The following is a 19593-nucleotide window of genomic DNA, read 5'->3' on the forward strand; positions in this document are numbered from 1 at the left end:
CCGGGCTACACCCCCAGGTAGGCGCGCTTCAGTTCCGGGTCCTCGATCAGGTCGCGGGCCGGCCCTTCGCGCACGACGCGGCCGGTTTCCAGCACATAGGCCCGGTCGGCGGCCGCCAGCGCCAGGTGGATGTCCTGCTCTACCAGCAGGATGGTGACCCCCTGGTCGCGGATGGCGGTCAGGTTCTCCATCAGCTGGTCCACGATGATCGGGGCCAGTCCCAGGCTCATTTCATCGACCATCAGCAGGCGCGGACGAGCCATCAGGGCGCGCGCCATGGCGCACATCTGCTGCTCGCCGCCGGACATGCTGCCGGCCAGCTGTCGCCGCCGCTCGGCCATGCGGGGGAACAAGCCATAGACCTTGTCCAGGTCGGCGCGCACGCCCGGCTTGTCGTCGCGCCGGTAGGCGCCCATCAGCAGGTTGTCCTGCACCGACATGCGGGGAAAGAGCTGGCGGCCTTCGGGCACCTGGACGATCCCCTGGCGGAAGATCGCGTCGGGCGTGAGCCCGCCGATGGGGCGGCCTTCCCATTCGATGGTGCCCGACTGGACCGGCAGCAGCCCCGAGAGCGTGCGCAGCAGCGTGGTCTTGCCGGCGCCGTTGCTGCCCACCAGCGCCAGGAATTCGGCCGGCCGGACATCCAGGGAGACCGATTGCAGCACTTCGACCAGGCCATAGCCGGCCGACAGGCCGCGGATCCGCAGCAGCGGGTCCTGAGAAGAGGGCGGGGTGGCGTTCATGAGCGCTTCTTTCCGAGATAGGCTTCGACGACGCGGCTGTCGGTGAGCACGCTGTCGGGAGCGCCGTCGGCGATCTTCTCGCCGTGGTGCAGCACCATGATGCGGTCCGACAAGGTGCGGATCGCCTTGATGACGTGCTCGATGACGATGACGCTGATGCCGGTGTCGCGCACTTTGCGGATGATGTCGATGACCTCGTCGATCTCCACCAGGTTCAGGCCGGCCATGACCTCGTCGCACAGCAGCACGCGCGGCTGCATGGCCAGGGCCTTGGCCAGTTCCAGCCGCTTGCGGTCCGGGCCCCCCAGGTCTTCGGCGCGGTGGTCGACGTGCTTGCCCAGGCCGACGAATTCCAGGCATTCACGGGCGCTTTCGCGCGCCAGCGCCAGTTTCGACTGGCCCCGGCCGCGACCGAACAGGGCGCCGACCGCCACGTTGTCCAGCACCGACAGGCCGGGAAATGGCTGCATGATCTGGAAGGTGCGGCCGATGCCCAGGCGCGCCCGCCGGAAGGCGGCCAGGCGGTCGATGCGCCGGCCCTCGAACCAGACCTCGCCCTCGGTCGGGGCGAGGGTGCCGCTCAGCAGGCTGATGAGCGTGGTCTTGCCGGCGCCGTTGGGGCCGATGAAACCCAGGATCTCGCCGGGCGACAGCGAGAAGCTGACGTCGTGCACGGCCACCAGCCCTGCAAAGCGGCGTGTCAGGCCGCGGGCTTCGAGGATGGGGCTCATAGGCGATGCATCCTGATGTTTTCGATGAAATAGCGCCAGCCCGTGCGGTGGAAGCGCCGCGCCACGTCGGCCAGACCGCGCGGCATCAGCACCACGGCGACGACGATCACGACCCCGAAGAACAGGCCGGCGATGCTGGTGACCTCGCTGGACAGGAACTCGGAGATGGCCGACAGAATGAAGGAGCCGACGATGGGGCCGAGGATCGTGCCCGGGCCGCCGAAGACCGCCATGATGATCATCTTCACGTTCAGCGTGATGTCGAAGGCGCTCTCGGGATCCAGGAAGGTGATCCAGTAGGCATGGATGCCGCCGGCCAGGGCGCTGAACACGCCCGCCAGGGCGAACGCCAGGACTTTGTAGCGCGTCGTGTCCACGCCCATCACGACCGCGCCTTCCTCGTTCTCGCGGATCGCGATCAGACCGAAGCCGAAGCGGCTGCGGGTCAGCCACCAGACCGTCAGGGTGGCCGCCACCAGCAGGACCAGGGACAGCTCGTAGAACAGCGCGTCGTCGTTGAGCGGCGGCAGCACCAGGCCGATGTTCTGACCGGCCAGCTCCACGTTGGAGACGATGGCCGCCATCACCTGGGCCAGGGCCAGGGTGGCGATGGCGAAATAGTGGCCTTTCAGTCGCAGCACCGGGATGCCCAGGCAGATGGCGAAGACCACGGCCAGGATCACACCCAGGGCCAGCCCGACGGCGAAGGGCAGCTGCCACTGCACCATGGCGATGCCCACGCCGTACGCGCCCAGGCCGTAGAAGGCGGAATTGCCGAAGGACGGGTAGCCGGCGTAGCCGCCGATGATGTTCCAGCCCTGGGCCAGCACGGCCAGCAGCAGGGTGCTGATGCCGAACTGCACGATCGTGTCCGAGCCGTACAGCGGCAGCAGCGCGAGCGCGATCAGGACGATCAGGATGAGGGGGATGCGCAACGGCCTCATGCGGTTCTCCCGAGCAGGCCGCTGGGGCGCACGATGAGCACCAGCACCAGGACGCCGAAACTGGCCACGTCGGCGAAGGTCGGCCCGACGTACAGGGTGGTCAGGGCCTCGATCAGGCCCAGCACCAGGCCGCCGGCGATGACGCCCAGGGGCGTGTCCAGCCCGCCGATGATGGAGATGGCGAAGGACTTGGCGGTCAGTGTCGCGCCGATGTAGGGGTTGATCTGCGACACGGTGCCGTACAGGCCGCCGGCCGCGCCCGCCAGGGCCAGGCCCAGGCCGAAGGTCACCGCGTACAGGTGGCGCGGCTCGACGCCGTGCAGGCGGGCAGCCGGCAGGTTCTGGGCGGTCGCGCGGATCGCACGCCCCAGGCGCGTGTGCAGCAGAAAGCGCCACATGACCAGCGTCAGCAGGATGGCCAGGCCCGATGCAGCCAGGCGGACCACCGGGATGGTCACGCCCAGGACATCGATATTCCGGCCGGAATAAGAGGGATTGATGGTGCGGAAGTCGGCCGAGAACACCAGTTGCGCCAGGTAAGTGAGGACGACTTCCAGGCCGAAGGTGATCAGCAGCGTGTTGAACATGGGCGCCCGGGCGACCAGGTTCAGGATGCCGCGCTGGATGGCGTATCCGACGCCGAACATCAGGACTGCCGTGAGCGGCAGCCCGATGAAGGGATCCAGGCCCAGCCAGCTGAAGCTGTACCAGGAAATGTAGGCGCCCAGCATGATGAAGGCGCCGTGGGCCAGGTTGACGATGTTGAGCACCCCCCAGACCAGGGCCAGGCCGAGCGCCATGATGGCGTACAGCCCGCCCTGCAGGATGCCGTTGACGAGGACTTGCAGCAGAAGGTCCAAGGCGTGCGCTCCGGGTGTCGTTCAGCCGATCAGCGCTTCGACCAGTCGGGCATCGGGTATTTCGCGTCGCGCAGGAACTTGCTGCCGTCGAACACGGCCGCCGGCTTGCCGTTCTGGACCTGGATCACGACCTGGTCGAGATTGATCTGGCCGTTGTCGGCGAAGGCGATGTGGCCGTAGAGGCTCTGGAAGTCGCTGGCGGCCAGGGCATCGCGCACGGCCTTGGGATCGAGCGATCCGGCCTTCTCGATGGCCTTGACGATCGCCTCGACGTCGGACACGCCGGAAGCGGCATGGTAGTCGGGCTCGTAGCGGTACTGGGCGCCCCAGGCCTTGGCGAACTGGGCCGCGTCGCCGAACCAGTCGTCCTTCAGGTTCTCGCTGGGCAGCCACGCGGTCATGCCGAAGGCGTATTCGGCATCCGCGCCCAGGGCCTTGCGGAAGTCCTCGCTGGGCACGCCCACGGTGAAGGAGTAGAGCTTGGGCGACACATCCAGGCTCTTTGCCTGGCGGATGAAGTTCAGGATCTCGGTCTCGTGCCCGGCGACCAGCACGGCGTCGGTCTGCTTGGCCTTGATCTGCGACAGCAGGGTGTTGAAGTCGCTGGCGTTGCTGCTGTAGCGCTCGTCGATCACGGCCTTCAGGCCGGCCTTCTCCAGCAGGGGGCGGGTGCCCTTGGCCACCGAGACATCGAAGGCATCGTCCGCGTAGAGCAGGGCGATCTGCGCGGGAGCCGGCTTGAGCTGCTTCAGCATGGCGATGGTGCTGCCGAAGTAGTTGCTGGCGGGTGCCAGCGTGCCGAAGACGTACTTGAAGCCGCGCGAGAAGATCTGGTCGGAAGCGCCGCCGCCCTGCACCATGGGGATCTGGTATTTTTCGGAGACGGCAGAATCGGCCAGCGCGAAGTTGCTGGCGAAGGGGCCGAGCAGGAAATTGACCTTGTCCTTGGAGACCAGCTGCGTGTATTGGCGCACGCTCAGGTTCACGTCGGACTGGTTGTCGTAGATCTTCAGCGCCAGCGTGTATTTCTTGCCGCCGACCTGGACACCGCCCTTGCGGTTGATCTGGTCCACGGCCAGCTGGTAGGCGTCCTTGTAGTAACGCCCGGTGTTGGCCACCGGTCCGGTCAGCTGGACCGAGGCGCCCAGGACGATTTCATTGCCAGCCGCATGGCTGGCGGGACTGCTCAGGCTCAGGGCCAGTGCCAGGGCCGCGCAGGGCAGCCCGTCGCGCAACAGGGTATGCATGATGTGTCTCCGGTCGAAAAGGATTCTTTTCCGGAAATTGTGCGCTGCGCCCGGTAACAGCATTCTGAACAGAAACTGACGAGGCGCTGAATCCCCCTGCAGGCCATCGGCGGGGATCCGGGTAAATCCCGACAAATCCAGTGGATCTTCCGCATTCGATGGAATTGCGTTTGTTAATGGTAATGATTATCATTAACTATGAAAGCCACGATGACGTGCCGGTCGTGCCGCACCGGCCCACCACAGGAGTCCATTCCATGGCGCAATCTCAAGTCAGTGCATTGATCGTCGGCGCAGACCGGCTGGGCAATATCCCGGACCTGCTGCGCGACCACAATATCGCCATCCGCCATCACATCAGCGGCCGTGATCCTGCGCACCAGAAGAAGGCGCCGGCCTTGCCTTCCGGCACGGATCTGGTCATCTTGCTGACGGATTTCCTGGGGCACAACGTGATGAAGACATTCCGCCTGGCGGCACAGCGTGCCGGCATCCGGGTGCTGGCGTGCCGGCGGTCGGTGTGCAGCATGCAGCAGGCACTGGACCAGTGCGGCTACTGTAAGGCGTGCCCGCTGCGCGAGGAAAATGCGGCCCGGACGAAGGGGCGGACGGGGCGGGAAGCGCAGGGCCGCCTGGCCCTGCAGGGGTGATCCGGCGCCTGCCGGGGGGCCTGGCTCAGCGCCGGGCGGTTTCGGGCTGGGCCTGAAGGCGCCGGGCGCCGTTGTAGCGCTTGCGCCAGTAGGCCACGTCCATGCTGTCGACCCGGATGCTGGCGCCGGTGCGGGGGGCGTGCAGGAACTTGTGGTCGCCCAGGTAGATGCCGACGTGCGAGAACCGCCTGCCCAGGGTGTTGAAGAAGACCAGGTCGCCGCGCTTGAGCTCGTCGCGATCCACGGAGATGCCGAGCTTGGCCTGGTCGCGTGCCTGTCGGGGGAGCTTCAGGCCCAGGGATTTCTCGGCGGCGTAGGCGACCAGGCCGCTGCAGTCGAAGCCTTCGCCGGGGGCGTCGCCGCCGTAGCGGTATTTGACGCCCAGGAATTTCAGGGCGGTGGACGCCAGGGTCTTGGGCGCCGGGCTGGCGCCGTAGGTTTCGGATTCGGGGTAGTCGATGGCCAGGCTGCGCTTGTTGTCGAGCCAGGCGCCCAGCGGATCGGATTGGGTGCTGAGCAGGTAGCTGTCGCGCAGCAGGTGGGTGGAATTGAGGTCGGCGTCGGCCGTCTTGCGGGGCTGGTTTGCGCAGCCGGCCAGCACCACGAGTCCGGCGCACAGCAGCAGTTTCAGGGAACGGGCTGCCGGGAGGCGGGGCGGATTCGGCTGATCTGGGGCAGAGTGAGGCGGCGGCATGGGCGGATCTTCGGATGTCGGCATCCGCAAAGCCGCCTTGCCTGGCTGCGGCGGTGCAATGACCGCAACGCAGACCACAGGCCGGGCCCAAATGGAAGCCGGATTGATCGTGCAGGTTGCCCGCCCTGCGGACAACTCTTTGAGTGTAGTGGATCGGCAGGATCGAGTAAAGTGTCCCTGCTTTCGTCAGTCTCGTGTCAGACTGGCATTGTATGGTCGGCCAGGGTGTAGCATGTCACCCATCCAATTCCTCTAAGAAATGCCCGCGGTCCGCTCGGCCGCAGGGTGGCACAGGAGACAGTCCCATGCAGAAAATCCGCGAGTTCCATCGCCAGTCGATCCAGGACCGGGAGGCCTTCTGGGCGCAGGAGGCCCAGCGCATCCACTGGGAGACCCCCTTCACTCAGGTACTGGACTATTCCCGTCCGCCCTTTGCGCGCTGGTTCGTCGGCGGGCGCACCAACCTCTGCTACAACGCCGTCGACCGCTGGCTCGACACGCGGGGCGACCAGCCCGCCCTGATCTGGGTGTCCACCGAGGTCGACCAGGAAATCGTCTATACCCGCGCCGACCTCGCGCGCGAGGTCAATGCGGCCGCCGCCACGCTGCAGGAACTCGGGGTGGTCCAGGGCGACCGCGTGCTGATCTACCTGCCCATGATTCCCCAGGCGGCCTTCTTCATGCTGGCCTGTGCCCGGCTCGGGGCCATCCATTCGGTCGTGTTCGGCGGTTTCGCGGCGCACAACCTGGCCCAGCGCATCGACGACGCCCAGCCCCGCGTGATCGTGTCCACGGATGCCGGCTCCCGCGGCGGGCGGCCGATCGCCTACAAGCCGCTGCTGGACCAGGCGATCGTCCAATCGTCCCATGCGCCCGAACGCGTCCTGCTGGTGAACCGGGGTCTGGCGCCCATGGACCTGACGCCCGGCCGCGACCTGGAATACGCGCCGCTGCGGGCGCGCCACCTGGACGCCCAGGTGCCCGTGGTCTGGCTGGAATCCAACGAGCCCAGCTACATCCTGTATACCTCGGGCACGACGGGCAACCCCAAGGGCGTCCAGCGCGACGTCGGCGGCTATGCGGTGGCGCTGTGCGCGTCCATGGAATACATCTACGGCGGCAAGCCGGGCGATGTCTATTTCTCCAGCAGCGACGTGGGCTGGGTGGTGGGGCATTCCTACGTGGTCTACGGGCCGCTGCTGAACGGCCAGGCCACCGTCATGTACGAAGGCACGCCGGTGCGCCCCGATGCGGCCATTCTCTGGCGCATCGTCGAGACCTACCGCGTCAACGCGCTGTTCTCGGCGCCGACGGCGATCCGGGTCCTGAAGAAGCACGATCCCGCACTGCTGAGCCGCCACGACCTGTCCAGCCTGGAGCGCATCTACCTGGCGGGCGAGCCGCTCGACGAGCTGACCGGCCAATGGCTGTCCGAGGCCCTCGACAAGCCTGTGATCGACAACTACTGGCAGACTGAGACCGGCTGGCCGATCCTCTCGGCCCAGCCCGGGGTCGAAGAAGTCCCCACCCGCTTCGGCAGCCCGTCCTTTCCCGTCTATGGCTACGATGTGCGGGTGATCGACGAGTCCACCGGCCGGGACTGCGGCCCGAACCAGAAGGGCGTCGTGGCGATCGAACCGCCCCTGCCGCCCGGCGCGATGAGCACCATCTGGGGCAACGACGAGCGTTTCGTGCGCACCTATTTCGAGTCCTTCCCGGGCCGGCTCTGCTATTCGACCTCGGATTGGGGGCTGGTGGACGACGACGGCTACTGGTATATCCTGGGCCGCACCGATGACGTGATCAATGTTGCCGGGCACCGCCTGGGCACGCGCGAAATCGAGGAATCGGTGAACACCCATCCGGCCGTGGCGGAATCGGCGGTGGTGGGGGTGGCCGACTCGCTCAAGGGGCAGGAAGCCATGGCCTTCGCCGTGCTGCGGACGCCCGACGTGCTGGACGAACCCGGCGCGCGCGACCGCCTGGAAGCCGAGATCAAGCGTGTCATCGAGCAGCGCAACGGGGCCGTGGCCCGCCCGGCGCGCATCCTGTTCGTCAACACCCTGCCCAAGACGCGGTCGGGCAAGGTCCTGCGGCGCGCCATCGTGGCGCTGTGCGAAGGCCGGGATCCCGGCGACCTGACCACGATCGAGGATCCGGGCGCGCTCGACCAGATCCGCGCCGCACTGTGAACGAAGACCGGGACGCATCCGGACGCGCAGACGCAAGCCGTCCGGAACCGTCCGGCGCCGACCGGGCGCCCGCGCGTGCCGCCTCGCCGCTGAGGCCGGGCGTGGGGCGGCGCGAGATCTGGTCCTGGGCGATGTACGACTTCGCCAATTCCGGCTACACCACCGTGGTGCTGACCACGGTGTTCAACGCCTACTTCGTCGGCGTGGTGGCGGCCGGAAAGAGCTGGGGCACCCTGGCGCTGACGGCGGCGCTGTCCCTGTCCTACCTGGCGGTGATGCTGTGGATGCCTGGCCTGGGGGCGAGGGCGGATGCCCACGCCGGCCACCGCCGGCTGCTGTTCGCCAGTACCGCGGGGTGCGTGCTGGCCACCGCGGCGCTGGCCGGCGTGGGGCCGGGCGATATCGCCCTGGGCCTGGTGTGGCTGGCGCTGTCCAATGCCTGCTATTGCATCGGTGAATCGGCGGTGGCGTCGTTCCTGCCCGGCCTGGCCCGGTCCGAAGCCATGGGCCGGGTGTCCGGCTGGGGCTGGAGCTTCGGTTATTTCGGCGGCATGCTGGCCCTGGGGCTTTCCCTGTGGGTCGCGGCCTCGGCCGAATCCCGCGGGCTTGCCGCCCAGGAATACGTGCCCTGGATCATGGTGCTCACGGCCGTCCTGTTCGCAGTGGCGGCGCTGCCGGCATTCCTGTGGCTGCGCGAACCGGCCGCCGGCACGGGCCGGAAACCGGCCGCGATGCTGTCCCAGCTGCGCACGGCCTGGCGTGAGACCCGCCGCGATTTTCCCGATTTCCGCCGCCTGCTGCTGTGCATTGCCTGCTACCAGGCGGGGATCGCGGTGGTGATCACCCTGTCGGCCGTCTACGCCACCGAGGCCATGGGTTTCGGCATGCGCGAGACCATGCTGCTGGTGTTCCTGGTGAACATCGCCGCCGCGGCCGGCGCGTTCGGTTTCGGCTACCTGCAGGACCGCATCGGCCATCGCCGGGCGCTGACACTGACCCTGCTGGGCTGGATCGTCATGGTGCTGGTCGCGGTCTCGGCCCGTTCCGTGCCGGTGTTCTGGTCGGCCGCCGTGCTGGCCGGATTGTGCATGGGCTCCAGCCAGAGCGCGGGCCGGGCCATGGTCGGGGTGCTGGCGCCGGCCGACCGCCCCGCGGAATTCTTTGCCCTCTGGACCTTCGCCGTGCAGCTGGCGGCCGTCGTCGGGCCGCTGTCCTATGGCGTGCTGGTCTGGGTCACCGCGGGCAACCACCGCGCCGCCCTGCTGGCGACCGGCCTGTTTTTCCTGGCGGGACTGGCCCTGTTGAGGCGCCTGGATTTCGAACGCGGCATGCGCGCCCGGGACGCGGCCGCGCATCGCAACCCCGGCGCCGACCAGGCGTCAGCCGCCTGAGGCCAGGGCCGGGTTGCATTTGTCAGTATCGAGTAAGCATTGTGCAGTACGGTTGCAACATTCAAACATAAAGTGAAGACAACACTAAACTCAGGAGCGAGCCATGACCACGGAGATTGAATCCATATTGGTGGAAAACAGGGTGTTTCCGCCCCCTGCGGACCTCGTCGCGCAGGCCAATGTGTCGGGGATGGAGGGCTACCAGGCACTGTGCGACGAAGCCAAGCGCGATCCCGATGCCTTCTGGGCCCGGCTGGCCAATGAAAATCTGGTCTGGTCCAAGCCCTTCACCCGGGTGGTCGACGAATCGAACAAGCCCTTCTACAAGTTCTACCCCGACGGCCAGTTGAACATCTCGGCCAACTGCCTCGACAAGCACCTGGGCACCCCCGTCGAGAATCACACCGCCATCATCTTCGAGGCCGACGACGGCAAGGTGACCAAGGTCACCTACAAGGAACTGCATGCGCGTGTGTCGCAGTTCGCCAATGCGATCAAGTCGCTGGGCTTCAAGGCCGGCGAGCGTGCCATCATCTACCTGCCCATGTCCATCGAGGCCGTCGTGGCCATGCAGGCCTGCGCCCGCCTGGGCATCATCCATTCGGTGGTGTTCGGCGGCTTCTCGGCCAAGAGCATCCACGAGCGCACCGTCGACGTCGGCGCCACGCTGATGATCACGGCCGACGCCCAGATCCGCGGCGGCAAGGTCATCCCCCTGAAGGACGCCGTGGACGAGGCCATCGCCATGGGCGGCTGCGATGCGGTGCGCAAGGTCATCACCTACAAGCGCGCCGGCTCCAGCGTCCAATGGAACGCCGACCGCGACCTGTGGTGGCACGACGTCATCCAGGGCCAGTCCGCCGACTGCCCGCCGGTTCCGGTCGATGCCGAGCACCCGCTGTTCATCCTGTATACGTCCGGTTCCACCGGCAAGCCAAAAGGCGTGCAGCACTCCAGCGCCGGCTTCCTGCTGTGGTCGCTGATGACCATGAAATGGACCTTCGACTCCAAGCCGACCGACGTGTTCTGGTGCACGGCCGATGTGGGCTGGGTCACGGGCCACTCCTACGTCACCTACGGCCCGCTGGCGGCCGGCGTGACCCAGGTGGTCTTCGAGGGCGTGCCCACCTATCCGGACGCCGGGCGCTTCTGGAAGATGATCCAGGAGCACAAGGTCACGGTCTTCTACACCGCGCCCACGGCCATCCGGTCGCTGACCAAGCTGTCCGAGGCCGATCCCAAGGTCCATCCCAAGTCCTTCGACCTGAGCACGCTGCGCATCATCGGTTCGGTGGGCGAGCCCATCAATCCCGAAGCCTGGGTCTGGTACTACAACAACGTCGGCGGCCAGCGCTGCCCGGTGATCGACACCTGGTGGCAGACCGAGACCGGCGCGCACATGATCACGCCGCTGCCGGGCGTCACCACCCTCAAGCCGGGTTCCTGCACGCTGCCGCTGCCGGGCATCGATGCCGCCATCGTCGACGAGACGGGCGAGGAAGTCGAGCGCGGCAAGGGCGGCTTCCTGGTGATCCGCAAGCCGTGGCCGTCGATGATCCGCACGATCTGGGGTGATCCGGAACGCTTCAAGAAAACCTACTTTCCCGAAGAGCTCAAGGGCTACTACCTGGCGGGCGACGGCGCGCAGCGCGACAAGGACGGCTATTTCTGGATCATGGGCCGGATCGACGACGTGCTGAACGTCTCGGGCCACCGGCTGGGCACGATGGAAGTCGAATCCGCCCTGGTGGCGCACGAACTGGTGGCCGAAGCTGCCGTGGTCGGCCGTCCCGACGACACGACGGGCGAAGCCGTGGTGGCCTTCGTGGTGCTCAACGGGCCGTTGCCCCAGGGCGACCAGGCCGCCGCAGTGGCCAAGCAGCTGCGCGACTGGGTGGCCAAGGAAATCGGCCCCATCGCCAAGCCGCGCGAGATCCGCTTCGGCGAAAACCTGCCCAAGACGCGTTCGGGCAAGATCATGCGCCGCCTGCTGCGCGTGGTCGCCAAGGGCGAGCCCATCACCCAGGACGTGTCCACGCTGGAAAACCCCGGCATCCTGGACCAGCTGGCCCAGGTGCGGTAAAGCGCGTTGAAAGGCGCCCTGTGATCCAGGGCGCCGGATGCAGCCGAAGGGGCGGGAATGTATTCCCGCCCCTTTTTTGCCGCCGGGCCGCCCCAAGGCAAAAAGCGCCCCCTTGGGGGATGAGACAATTCAATGCAATATGATGATGTCGGCGGCGCGCGGCCATGGGTCGCAGGCGCCGGTTGATCAAGACGACGGAACGATGGAATGAATCAAATGCTTGAATCGAACGCTTCCGGGCCGGATGGCGGGATCCGGGTGCGGGACGCAGCCGACGAAGACATCGCGGTCATCCAGGCCATTTACGCGCATCATGTGCTCAACGGGATCTCGACGTTCGAGGAAATCCCGCCTTCGGTCGATGAAATGGCGAGCCGGCGCGATGCGATCATCCGTAGCGGCCTGCCCTATCTGGTGGCGGAAGTGGATGGCAGGGTGGTGGGCTATTGCTGCGCGGCGGCCTATCGCGCGCGTCCCGCCTATCGGTACGCCATCGAAAACTCCGTCTACGTCGAAGACGGCATGGACGGCAAAGGCGTGGGAAGCGCGCTGCTGCGCGCGCTGATCACGCGGTGCGAAGCCGGGCCATGGCGCCAGATGATCGCGGTGATCGGCGATCGCGCCAATACCAGCTCGATCATCCTTCACCAGAACTGCGGGTTCCGCCACGTCGGAATCCTGACCGGGGTCGGCTTCAAGCTGGGCCAGTGGGTGGATACGGTGCTGATGCAGCGCGCTTTGGGCGGCGGCACCGGGACGCCGCCGGCGGCTTAGCGCCTGGCGGCGCACAGGTCCTAGTGCGCCAGCCCCGGCAGCATGGCCTTGGCGCCCGCGAAAGTCATTTCCACGGCGATGGCCGCCAGGATCATGCCCATCACGCGGGCCATGATGACGCGCATCTTGGTGGAGAGCAGCTTGCCGATCGAGGCGGCGAAATACAGCACTGCGAACAACGAGGCCAGCACCGCCACCAGCACGATGCCGAACCCCAGGTACTGCGCCGTCTGGTGCGCCTGTGCCCCGTAGATGATCAGCGTGGCGATGGTGCCGGGGCCGACGATCATGGGAAAGGTCAGGGGATAGAACGCGGGGTTGTCTTCGACCTCGGCCCGTGCGGCCGGGCCGCCGACGTTCTTTTCCTGGGTGGCACGTTCGTGGGAAGTGATCGGCTGGCCGTTGAGCATGGTCAGCGCGATGCCGCTCAGCACCAGGCCGCCGGCGACGCGGAAGGCATCCAGGCTGACGCCGAAGAAGCGGATGATGTGGCTGCCCGCCAGCGAGATGACGATGCACATCGCGGCGGTGTAGATCACGATCGCCACGGCCTGGCTGCGCTGTTCGGCCACGGTCTTGTTGGCCGTGATTGCCAGGAACAGCGGCAGGGTGATGAATGGGTTCATGATGGCGAACAGCGCGCCCAGGAACTTGGTGGCGAAAGTGATATCCATCGGCGATGGGCTCCCGCCCGGCAGGCCTGCGTGATCGGAACCGGGCGCCGCGCGCAGCGGCGCCCGGGGTGCGTTTTACATGCCGTTGTAGACCGGTCCTTCGCCGCCCTGGGGCGTCACCCAGACGATGTTCTGCGTCGGGTCCTTGATGTCGCAGGTCTTGCAATGGATGCAGTTCTGGGCGTTGATCTGCAGGCGGTCCTCGCCGGTTTCCGTCTTGACGAACTCGTAGACCCCGGCCGGGCAGAAGCGCATTTCGGGGCCGCCGAATTTCGCCAGGTTGATGGCGACCGGGACGGTGTCGTCCTTCAGCGTCAGGTGGACGGGCTCGTTCTCGTCGTGGTTGGTGTTGGAGATGAACACCGAGCTGAGACGGTCGAAGGTCAGCTTGCCGTCGGGCTTGGGGTAGTCGATGCGTGCGCACTCGGCCGCCGGCTGCAGACAGGCGTGGTCGGGCTTGGTGCGGTGGATCGTCCAGGGCATCTTGCCCTTGAACAGCCATTGCTCGATGCCGGTCATCAGCGTGCCGATGGTGCGGCCTTTCTTGAACCACTGCTTGAAGTTGCGTGATTTGTTCAGCTCGGCGTGCAGCCAGGACCGCTCGAAGGCGGCCGGGTAGGCGGTGAGTTCGTCGTGGCTGCGGCCCGCCACCAGGGCGTCGAAGGCGGCTTCGGCGGCCAGCGCGCCGGACTTGATGGCCGAATGGCTGCCCTTGATGCGGGAGGCGTTCAGCATGCCGGCCTCGCAGCCCACCAGGACGCCGCCGGGGAAGCAGAGCTTGGGCAGGGACAGCAGGCCGCCCGCCGTCAGGGAGCGCGCGCCGTAGGCGATGCGCTTGCCGCCTTCGAACGTAGAGCGGATCGCCGGGTGGGTCTTGTAGCGCTGGAATTCCTCGAACGGGGAAAGCCAGGGGTTGGCGTAGTCCAGCCCCACGACCAGCCCCACGGCCACCAGGTTGTCGTTCAGGTGGTACAGGAACGAGCCGCCGTAGGTGTCCGAATCCAGCGGCCAGCCGGCGGTGTGCATCACCAGGCCGGGGCGCGATTGCGCCGGATCGACTTCCCAGAGTTCCTTGATGCCGATCGCGTAGCTTTGCGGGTCGCGACCTGCGTCCAGGCGGTATTGCTCGATCAGCTGGCGGCCCAGGTGGCCGCGCGAGCCTTCGGCGAAGATCGTGTAGCGCGCCAGCAGTTCCATGCCGGGCTGGTAGGCGTCGGTATGGCTGCCGTCGCGCGCCACGCCCATGTCGCCGGTCAGCACGCCGCGCACGGCCCCGGATTCGGAATACAGGATCTGGGCGGCCGCGAAGCCGGGGAACACGTCCACGCCCAGGGCTTCGGCCTGCTCGCCCAGCCAGCGGGTGACGTGGCCCAGGCGCACGATGTAGTTGCCGTGGTTCTTGAAACAGTCCGGCAGCAGCCAGGCCGGGGTGGCGCGCGCGCCCGATTCGGTCAGGAACAGGAACCGGTCGTCCGTGACCGCCACATCCAGCGGTGCGCCGCGTTCCTTCCAGTCCGGGATGAGCTCGGTCAGGGCCTGGGGATCCATCACGGCGCCCGACAGGATGTGCGCGCCGATTTCGGCTGCCTTTTCCAGCACGCAGACGCTGATGTCCTGGCCGCGCTCGGCGGCCAGCTGCTTCAGGCGGATCGCCGCCGACAGCCCGGCCGGCCCGCCTCCGACGACGACGACGTCGTATTCCATCGATTCACGTTCAGTCATGGGTGCATCCCCGTTGATTGATGAGCGGTGAGGAGGCTTCGGACGAGTCGAGCGGAAAGCAGGTGCGCGCGGCCCGGGGACTTGTCCAGAGCATCCTTGAAGCGAGGCGGGACCCCGCCATATTGCGGGCCATTGTATTGCAGATCGTTATACTGCACCTCTGTTGCCGGGCCTTCCGGCCGGACTTTTGGAGCTTGCCCGTGTCGTCCGAATCCCTTGATATTCAAACGCCTTCCGGAACGTTTGAAACCCGGATCGATGTCCGATGGGGCGAAATGGACGCGCTGCGCCACGTCAACAACACGGCCTACTTCCGTTATTTTGAAGAGGCCCGCGTACGTTTGTTCTCCGCGATGGGGCTGGATGCGGGCTCGGGCCGCTACGGCGTGCTGGCGCATGCCTCGTGTGATTTTCTCAGACCGCTGATGTATCCTGCCCGTGTCGTCGTCGGCATGAAGCTCGCGCGCATCGGGCGGACCAGCCTCGAGCTGGACTGCTGGATCGCGGACGCCGAAGATGCCGGGGTGCTGCATGCGCGCGGCCGCAATGTGCTGGTGTGCGCCGATGCTGCCACCGGCCGGCCGCAGCCCTGGACCGACGCCGACCGGCAGGCGCTGGAACGCTGCTTTGCCCCCTGACGCGCCATCGATTTCTGTTCATCCACGAAGGAACCGTTGTATGGATAAAGTCTACGAGAGTGCCGAGGCCGCCCTGCGCGGCGTCGTGGCCGACAACCAGATGATCGCCGTGGGCGGTTTCGGGCTGTGCGGCATCCCCGAAGCCCTGATCGCGGCCCTGCGCGATTCGGGCGTGCGCAACCTGACCTGCGTCAGCAACAACGCCGGGGTCGACGGCTTCGGTCTGGGGCAGCTGCTGTCCACGCGCCAGATCACCAAGATGATCGCGTCCTACGTGGGCGAGAACAAGGAATTCGAACGCCAGTACCTGGCTGGCGAGCTGGAACTTGAATTCACGCCGCAGGGCACGCTGGCCGAGAAGCTGCGCGCCGGCGGCGCCGGCATCCCGGCGTTCTTCACCGCCACCGGCGTGGGGACCGTGGTGGCCGAAGGCAAGGAAACCCGCGAGTTCGATGGCCGCACCTACATCATGGAACGCTCCCTGGTGCCGGACGTGTCCCTGGTCAAGGCCTGGAAGGCCGACCGCAGCGGCAACCTGAAATTCCGCCGCACGGCGCGCAACTTCAACCCCAATGTCGCCATGGCGGGGCGCATCACCATCGTCGAGGTCGAAGAGATCGTGCCCACCGGCACGTTCGACCCGGACGAAGTCCATCTGCCGGGCATCTACGTGCACCGCATCGTCCTGAACGCGCATCCCGAAAAGCGCATCGAACAACGCACCATTCGTCAATAAGGAGGCAGATCATGGCTTGGGATCGCGAACAGATGGCCGCGCGCGCCGCGCAGGAACTACAGGACGGCTACTACGTCAATCTGGGCATCGGCCTGCCCACCAAGGTCGCCAACTACGTGCCCGAGGGCATGGAAGTCTGGCTCCAGTCGGAAAACGGCCTGCTGGGCATCGGCCCCTTCCCCACGGACGAAGAGGTCGACGCCGACCTGATCAACGCCGGCAAGCAGACCGTGACGACGCTGCCGGGCTCCTCGATCTTCGCCTCGGCGGATTCATTCGCCATGATCCGGGGCGGCAAGATCAATCTCGCCATCCTGGGGGCCATGCAGGTGTCCGAAAAGGGCGACCTGGCCAACTGGATGATTCCCGGCAAGATGATCAAGGGCATGGGTGGCGCCATGGACCTGGTGGCCGGCGTGGGCAAGGTCGTGGTGCTCATGGAACACGTCGCCAAGGCCAAGGACGGCACCGAATCCCTGAAGCTGCTGCCCGCATGCACGCTGCCGCTGACCGGCGTGGGCGTGGTGAACCTGATCATCACCGACCTGGGCGTGATGGAAGTCACCGATGACGGTCTGCGCCTGACCGAACTGGCGCCGGGTGTCACGGTGGACGAGATCCGCGCCAAGACGGCCGCCAGGCTGGACGTATCGGCCTTCGCCTGAAGGAAATCGCCGTGACCTTGCCGCATTCCCTAGCGACGCCCGCCGAGCGCCTTGCCGCCCTGCGCGGGCAGCTGGCGCAGTCGGGCCTGCACGCGTGCCTGGTGCCGACCGCCGACCCGCACCTGTCGGAATACCTGCCCGAGCACTGGGCCGCCCGAGCCTGGCTGTCGGGCTTCGACGGTTCGGCGGGCAGCCTGCTGGTCACGGCGGATTTCGCCGGCCTGTGGACCGACAGCCGTTACTGGGTGCAGGCCGAAGCCCAGTTGCGGGGCTCCGGCATTGTCCTGATGCGTGCCGGCGCGCCCGATGTGCCGGACGCCCTGGACTGGGCGCTGGCGCATCTGGCGCGCGGCGACCGGGTCGCGGTCGACGGCCGGGTGCTCGACCTGGCGGCGGAACGCCGCTGGCGGTCCGCCCTGGAAGGGGCCGGCATGGCCCTGGTGCTGGACCAGGACCCGGTCGGCGCCATCTGGACCGGTCGTCCGACACTGCCGGCGGCGCCGGTTTTCGAGCATCTGCCGCCGCACGCCTGCCGCACCCGTGCCGACAATCTGGCCGCCGTGCGGGCCGCCATGCGCAATCATGGCGCGGCCTGGCATCTGCTGTCCTCGCTGGACGACATCGCCTGGCTGCTGAACCTGCGCGGCACGGATGTGGACTACAACCCGGTCTTCCTGGCCCACGCGCTGCTGGACGAGGACGGCGTGCGCCTGTACGTGGCGCCCGGCAAGATCGATGCCGGGCTGGCCGCGCGCCTGGCGGCCGACGGTGTCGCCCTGCGCGATTATGCCGCGCTCGCCGCCGACCTGGCGGCGCTGCCGCCCGATGCAGCGCTGCTGGTGGATCCGGCGCGGGTCACGGCGGGCACGCTGTCGCATGCGCCCCAGGCGCGGCGCATCGAGGCCATCAATCCGTCCCAGTTGCTGAAATCCGTGAAGAACGCCGCCGAGGCCGACAACATCCGGGCCGCCATGGCCCAGGACGGTGCCGCCCTGTGCGAATTCTTCGCCTGGTTCGAGGCGGCCCTGGCAGCGGGAGAGCGCATCACCGAGATCGACGTCGATACCCGCCTGTCGGCCGCCCGCGCCCGGCGCCCGGGCTTCGTCAGCCTCAGTTTCGCCACCATTGCCGGCTTCAATGCCAACGGCGCCATGCCGCACTACCGCGCCACCGGTTCTTCCCATGCGGTCATCCAGGGCGATGGCCTGCTGCTGATCGATTCCGGCGGGCAGTACCTGGGCGGCACGACCGATATCACCCGGGTCGTGCCCGTCGGCACGCCCTCGGACGCGCAGCGCGCCGACTACACCACCGTGCTGCAGGCCCACATCGCCCTGGCGCGGGCCCGCTTCCCGGAAGACACGCCTTCTTCGGTGCTCGACACCCTGGCGCGCATGCCGCTGTGGCGCCGGGGGCTGGACTACGGCCACGGCACGGGCCATGGCGTGGGTTATTTCCTGAACGTCCACGAAGGCCCGCAGTCGATCTCCGTGCGCGGTCACGCGCGGCCCCACCAGGGCATGAAGGCCGGCATGCTGACGTCCAACGAGCCGGGCCTGTACCGCGACGGGCAGTGGGGCATTCGCATCGAGAACCTGGTGCTGGCCGTGCCGGCGGGGCAGACCGGATTCGGTTCGTTCCTGGAATTCGAGACCGTCACGCTGTGCCCCATCGACACGCGCTGCGTGGTGCGCGAACGCCTTTCGGCCGACGAGATCGCGTGGCTGGACGCCTACCATGCCCGGGTGCGCGAATGCCTGCTGCCCCTGGTGGACGGGGCCGCCCGCGACTGGCTCCTGGCCCGGACCGAGGCGCTGTAGCCCGGGCAAGATGACTCGCCGTGCGCCTGGGGCGCCGGCTGGTTCGGGCGCCGCCGGCTATGCCAGCCAGCGCTTGAACCAGGCGATGCTGCGATTCCAGGCCAGCTCGGCCGCGTCCTTGTCGTAGCGTGGGGTCGAGTCGTTGTGGAAACCGTGGTTCACATCGGGATAGATGTGCGCCTCGTAGGTCTTGCCGTTGGCCTTCAGGGCAGCCTCGTAGGCCGGCCAGCCGGCGTTGACCCGGGCATCCAGCCCCGCGTAGTGCAGCAGCAGGGGAGCCTGGATCCGGAGCACGTCTTCGGTGCGTGGCTGCATGCCGTAGAACGGCACGGCCGCCGCCAGTTCGGGGTAGGCGACGGCGGCCGCGTTGGCCACGCCGCCGCCGTAGCAGAAGCCGATGATCCCGATCTTGCCCGTCGACCCGGCCACGGTGGGCAGGAATTCGATCGCGGTGAAGAAATCGTTCATCAGTTTCTCGGGATCAACCTGCTGCTGCAGCTCTCGGCCCCGGTCGTCGTTGCCGGGGTAGCCGCCCTTGGAACTGAGCCCATCGGGCGCCAGCGCCATGAAGCCGGCCTTGGCCAGGCGCCGCGCGACGTCTTCGATGTAGGGATTCAGGCCGCGGTTCTCGTGGACGACCACCACGCCGGGCACATTGCCCGCCGCCTTGGCTGGCCGCACCAGGTACGCGCGCACCTCGCCGTTGCCCCGGGGCGACGGGTAGGTGAGGTATTCGGCATGGATGTCCGGGTCGGTGAAGGAGACCTGCTCGGCCAGCGCGTAATCGGGCGACATTGCGGCCAGCAGGGCGGCGGCGCTCAGGCCGCCTGCGGCAAAACGGGATGCCCGGCTCAGGAACTCGCGCCGGTCGATGATCCCGTGCGCGTAGAAGTCGTAGAGTTCCAGCAGTTCGGGCGCGAAATCCTTGGCGGTCAACCTGGACATGGCGTCCTCCCGGTGCTTGCGTGGATGGGGGTGAAACCATGATAGGCGCGGTGGGCTGCGCCGTAAAGCACCGGTATTTTCGTT

At 67.2% G+C, this 19593-nt stretch carries 18 protein-coding genes; 9 read left to right on the top strand and 9 right to left on the bottom strand.

Translation table 11 applies throughout. From position 1 onward, the window contains the following. Positions 1-5: 5 nt before the first annotated feature. Genes ABD022_RS13230 through ABD022_RS13250 form a run of 5 tightly spaced genes read right to left on the bottom strand, consistent with a single transcriptional unit; the run spans position 6 to position 4525 of the window. A complete protein-coding gene (locus ABD022_RS13230) occupies positions 6-743 on the bottom strand; it encodes an ABC transporter ATP-binding protein (protein WP_343821683.1) in 738 nt (245 codons plus the stop codon). Next, positions 740-1474: an ABC transporter ATP-binding protein gene (locus ABD022_RS13235; RefSeq protein WP_343821684.1), complete on the bottom strand. Its 735-nt coding sequence runs from the start codon at positions 1472-1474 to the stop codon at positions 740-742. The genes ABD022_RS13230 and ABD022_RS13235 overlap by 4 nt, the downstream gene beginning before the upstream one ends. Beyond that, entirely contained in the window at positions 1471-2418 is a 948-nt protein-coding gene (locus ABD022_RS13240) for a branched-chain amino acid ABC transporter permease (RefSeq protein ID WP_343821686.1), read from the bottom strand. Before ABD022_RS13240 ends, ABD022_RS13235 begins: the two co-directional genes overlap by 4 nt. Continuing rightward, the gene (locus ABD022_RS13245; RefSeq protein WP_343821688.1) at positions 2415-3278 is read right to left on the bottom strand and encodes a branched-chain amino acid ABC transporter permease; all 864 of its coding nucleotides are present in this window, start codon (positions 3276-3278) and stop codon (positions 2415-2417) included. Before ABD022_RS13245 ends, ABD022_RS13240 begins: the two co-directional genes overlap by 4 nt. Positions 3279-3307: 29 nt before the next feature. Then, positions 3308-4525 carry an amino acid ABC transporter substrate-binding protein gene (locus ABD022_RS13250; protein ID WP_343821690.1) on the bottom strand — a complete coding sequence of 406 codons (1218 nt, stop codon included), beginning with the start codon at positions 4523-4525 and terminating at the stop codon, positions 3308-3310. A 257-nt stretch (positions 4526-4782) separates the two neighbouring features. Here ABD022_RS13250 and ABD022_RS13255 point away from each other — a divergent pair, with 257 nt between their 5' ends. Further along, positions 4783-5175, top strand: a complete 393-nt coding sequence (locus ABD022_RS13255; RefSeq protein ID WP_343821817.1) for a DUF2325 domain-containing protein — start codon at positions 4783-4785, stop codon at positions 5173-5175. A 25-nt stretch (positions 5176-5200) separates the two neighbouring features. Here ABD022_RS13255 and ABD022_RS13260 read toward each other — a convergent pair whose 3' ends face one another. Next, positions 5201-5869 carry a C40 family peptidase gene (locus tag ABD022_RS13260; protein ID WP_343821692.1) on the bottom strand — a complete coding sequence of 223 codons (669 nt, stop codon included), beginning with the start codon at positions 5867-5869 and terminating at the stop codon, positions 5201-5203. Positions 5870-6174: 305 nt separating this feature from the next. On the opposite strand from ABD022_RS13260, the gene ABD022_RS13265 reads away from it, so the two are divergent. The 4 genes from ABD022_RS13265 (at position 6175) to ABD022_RS13280 (ending at position 12309) form a co-directional block, all read left to right on the top strand. Beyond that, positions 6175-8061, top strand: coding sequence for a propionate--CoA ligase (locus ABD022_RS13265; RefSeq protein WP_343821694.1), 1887 nt, complete (start codon positions 6175-6177; stop codon positions 8059-8061). Then, a complete protein-coding gene (locus tag ABD022_RS13270; protein WP_425545228.1) occupies positions 8058-9452 on the top strand; it encodes an MFS transporter in 1395 nt (464 codons plus the stop codon). The genes ABD022_RS13265 and ABD022_RS13270 overlap by 4 nt, the downstream gene beginning before the upstream one ends. Before the next feature lie 103 nt (positions 9453-9555). Next, the gene (acs, locus tag ABD022_RS13275) at positions 9556-11535 is read left to right on the top strand and encodes an acetate--CoA ligase (RefSeq protein ID WP_343821696.1); all 1980 of its coding nucleotides are present in this window, start codon (positions 9556-9558) and stop codon (positions 11533-11535) included. Positions 11536-11751: 216 nt separating this feature from the next. After that, on the top strand, positions 11752-12309 hold the full coding sequence (locus tag ABD022_RS13280; protein ID WP_343821698.1) for a GNAT family N-acetyltransferase: 558 nt from the start codon (positions 11752-11754) through the stop codon (positions 12307-12309). Positions 12310-12329: 20 nt separating this feature from the next. Here the strand turns inward: ABD022_RS13280 and ABD022_RS13285 are convergent, their stop codons facing one another. Continuing rightward, positions 12330-12983, bottom strand: a complete 654-nt coding sequence (locus ABD022_RS13285; RefSeq protein WP_343821700.1) for a MarC family protein — start codon at positions 12981-12983, stop codon at positions 12330-12332. A gap of 75 nt (positions 12984-13058) precedes the next feature. Further along, positions 13059-14705 (bottom strand): electron transfer flavoprotein-ubiquinone oxidoreductase, encoded by a 1647-nt coding sequence (locus tag ABD022_RS13290; RefSeq protein ID WP_343821702.1) that lies wholly within the window; start codon positions 14703-14705, stop codon positions 13059-13061. Between the two features lie 200 nt (positions 14706-14905). On the opposite strand from ABD022_RS13290, the gene ABD022_RS13295 reads away from it, so the two are divergent. From ABD022_RS13295 to ABD022_RS13310, 4 genes are read left to right on the top strand one after another with little or no spacing between them, the layout of a single operon-like run. Further along, positions 14906-15343: an acyl-CoA thioesterase gene (locus tag ABD022_RS13295; protein WP_343821822.1), complete on the top strand. Its 438-nt coding sequence runs from the start codon at positions 14906-14908 to the stop codon at positions 15341-15343. A gap of 40 nt (positions 15344-15383) precedes the next feature. Then, positions 15384-16079, top strand: coding sequence for a CoA transferase subunit A (locus tag ABD022_RS13300; protein ID WP_343821704.1), 696 nt, complete (start codon positions 15384-15386; stop codon positions 16077-16079). Positions 16080-16090: 11 nt separating this feature from the next. Beyond that, positions 16091-16744, top strand: a complete 654-nt coding sequence (locus ABD022_RS13305) for a CoA transferase subunit B (protein ID WP_343821706.1) — start codon at positions 16091-16093, stop codon at positions 16742-16744. A 5-nt stretch (positions 16745-16749) separates the two neighbouring features. After that, the gene (locus ABD022_RS13310; RefSeq protein WP_425545239.1) at positions 16750-18564 is read left to right on the top strand and encodes an aminopeptidase P family protein; all 1815 of its coding nucleotides are present in this window, start codon (positions 16750-16752) and stop codon (positions 18562-18564) included. Positions 18565-18621: 57 nt separating this feature from the next. Here the strand turns inward: ABD022_RS13310 and yghX are convergent, their stop codons facing one another. Then, complete coding sequence (gene yghX / locus ABD022_RS13315; protein WP_343821709.1) at positions 18622-19509, bottom strand: YghX family hydrolase; 888 nt, start codon at positions 19507-19509, stop codon at positions 18622-18624. Positions 19510-19593: the final 84 nt, after the last annotated feature.

It is taken from the genome of Castellaniella daejeonensis (assembly GCF_039523555.1).
GTDB classification, from domain to species: Bacteria; Pseudomonadota; Gammaproteobacteria; order Burkholderiales; family Burkholderiaceae_B; genus Castellaniella; species Castellaniella daejeonensis.

Bases quoted from the DNA above. Each gene is read 5' to 3' on its own strand.
- ABD022_RS13305 (WP_343821706.1), top strand. From the start codon at position 16,091: ATGGCTTGGGATCGCGAACAGATGGCCGCGCGCGCCGCGCAGGAACTA.
- ABD022_RS13255 (WP_343821817.1), top strand. From the start codon at position 4,783: ATGGCGCAATCTCAAGTCAGTGCATTGATCGTCGGCGCAGACCGGCTG.
- acs (WP_343821696.1), top strand. From the start codon at position 9,556: ATGACCACGGAGATTGAATCCATATTGGTGGAAAACAGGGTGTTTCCG.
- ABD022_RS13300 (WP_343821704.1), top strand. From the start codon at position 15,384: ATGGATAAAGTCTACGAGAGTGCCGAGGCCGCCCTGCGCGGCGTCGTG.
- yghX (WP_343821709.1), bottom strand. From the start codon at position 19,509: ATGTCCAGGTTGACCGCCAAGGATTTCGCGCCCGAACTGCTGGAACTC.
- ABD022_RS13265 (WP_343821694.1), top strand. From the start codon at position 6,175: ATGCAGAAAATCCGCGAGTTCCATCGCCAGTCGATCCAGGACCGGGAG.
- ABD022_RS13280 (WP_343821698.1), top strand. From the start codon at position 11,752: ATGCTTGAATCGAACGCTTCCGGGCCGGATGGCGGGATCCGGGTGCGG.
- ABD022_RS13240 (WP_343821686.1), bottom strand. From the start codon at position 2,418: ATGAGGCCGTTGCGCATCCCCCTCATCCTGATCGTCCTGATCGCGCTC.
- ABD022_RS13260 (WP_343821692.1), bottom strand. From the start codon at position 5,869: ATGCCGCCGCCTCACTCTGCCCCAGATCAGCCGAATCCGCCCCGCCTC.
- ABD022_RS13290 (WP_343821702.1), bottom strand. From the start codon at position 14,705: ATGACTGAACGTGAATCGATGGAATACGACGTCGTCGTCGTCGGAGGC.
- ABD022_RS13250 (WP_343821690.1), bottom strand. From the start codon at position 4,525: ATGCATACCCTGTTGCGCGACGGGCTGCCCTGCGCGGCCCTGGCACTG.
- ABD022_RS13285 (WP_343821700.1), bottom strand. From the start codon at position 12,983: ATGGATATCACTTTCGCCACCAAGTTCCTGGGCGCGCTGTTCGCCATC.
- ABD022_RS13235 (WP_343821684.1), bottom strand. From the start codon at position 1,474: ATGAGCCCCATCCTCGAAGCCCGCGGCCTGACACGCCGCTTTGCAGGG.
- ABD022_RS13230 (WP_343821683.1), bottom strand. From the start codon at position 743: ATGAACGCCACCCCGCCCTCTTCTCAGGACCCGCTGCTGCGGATCCGC.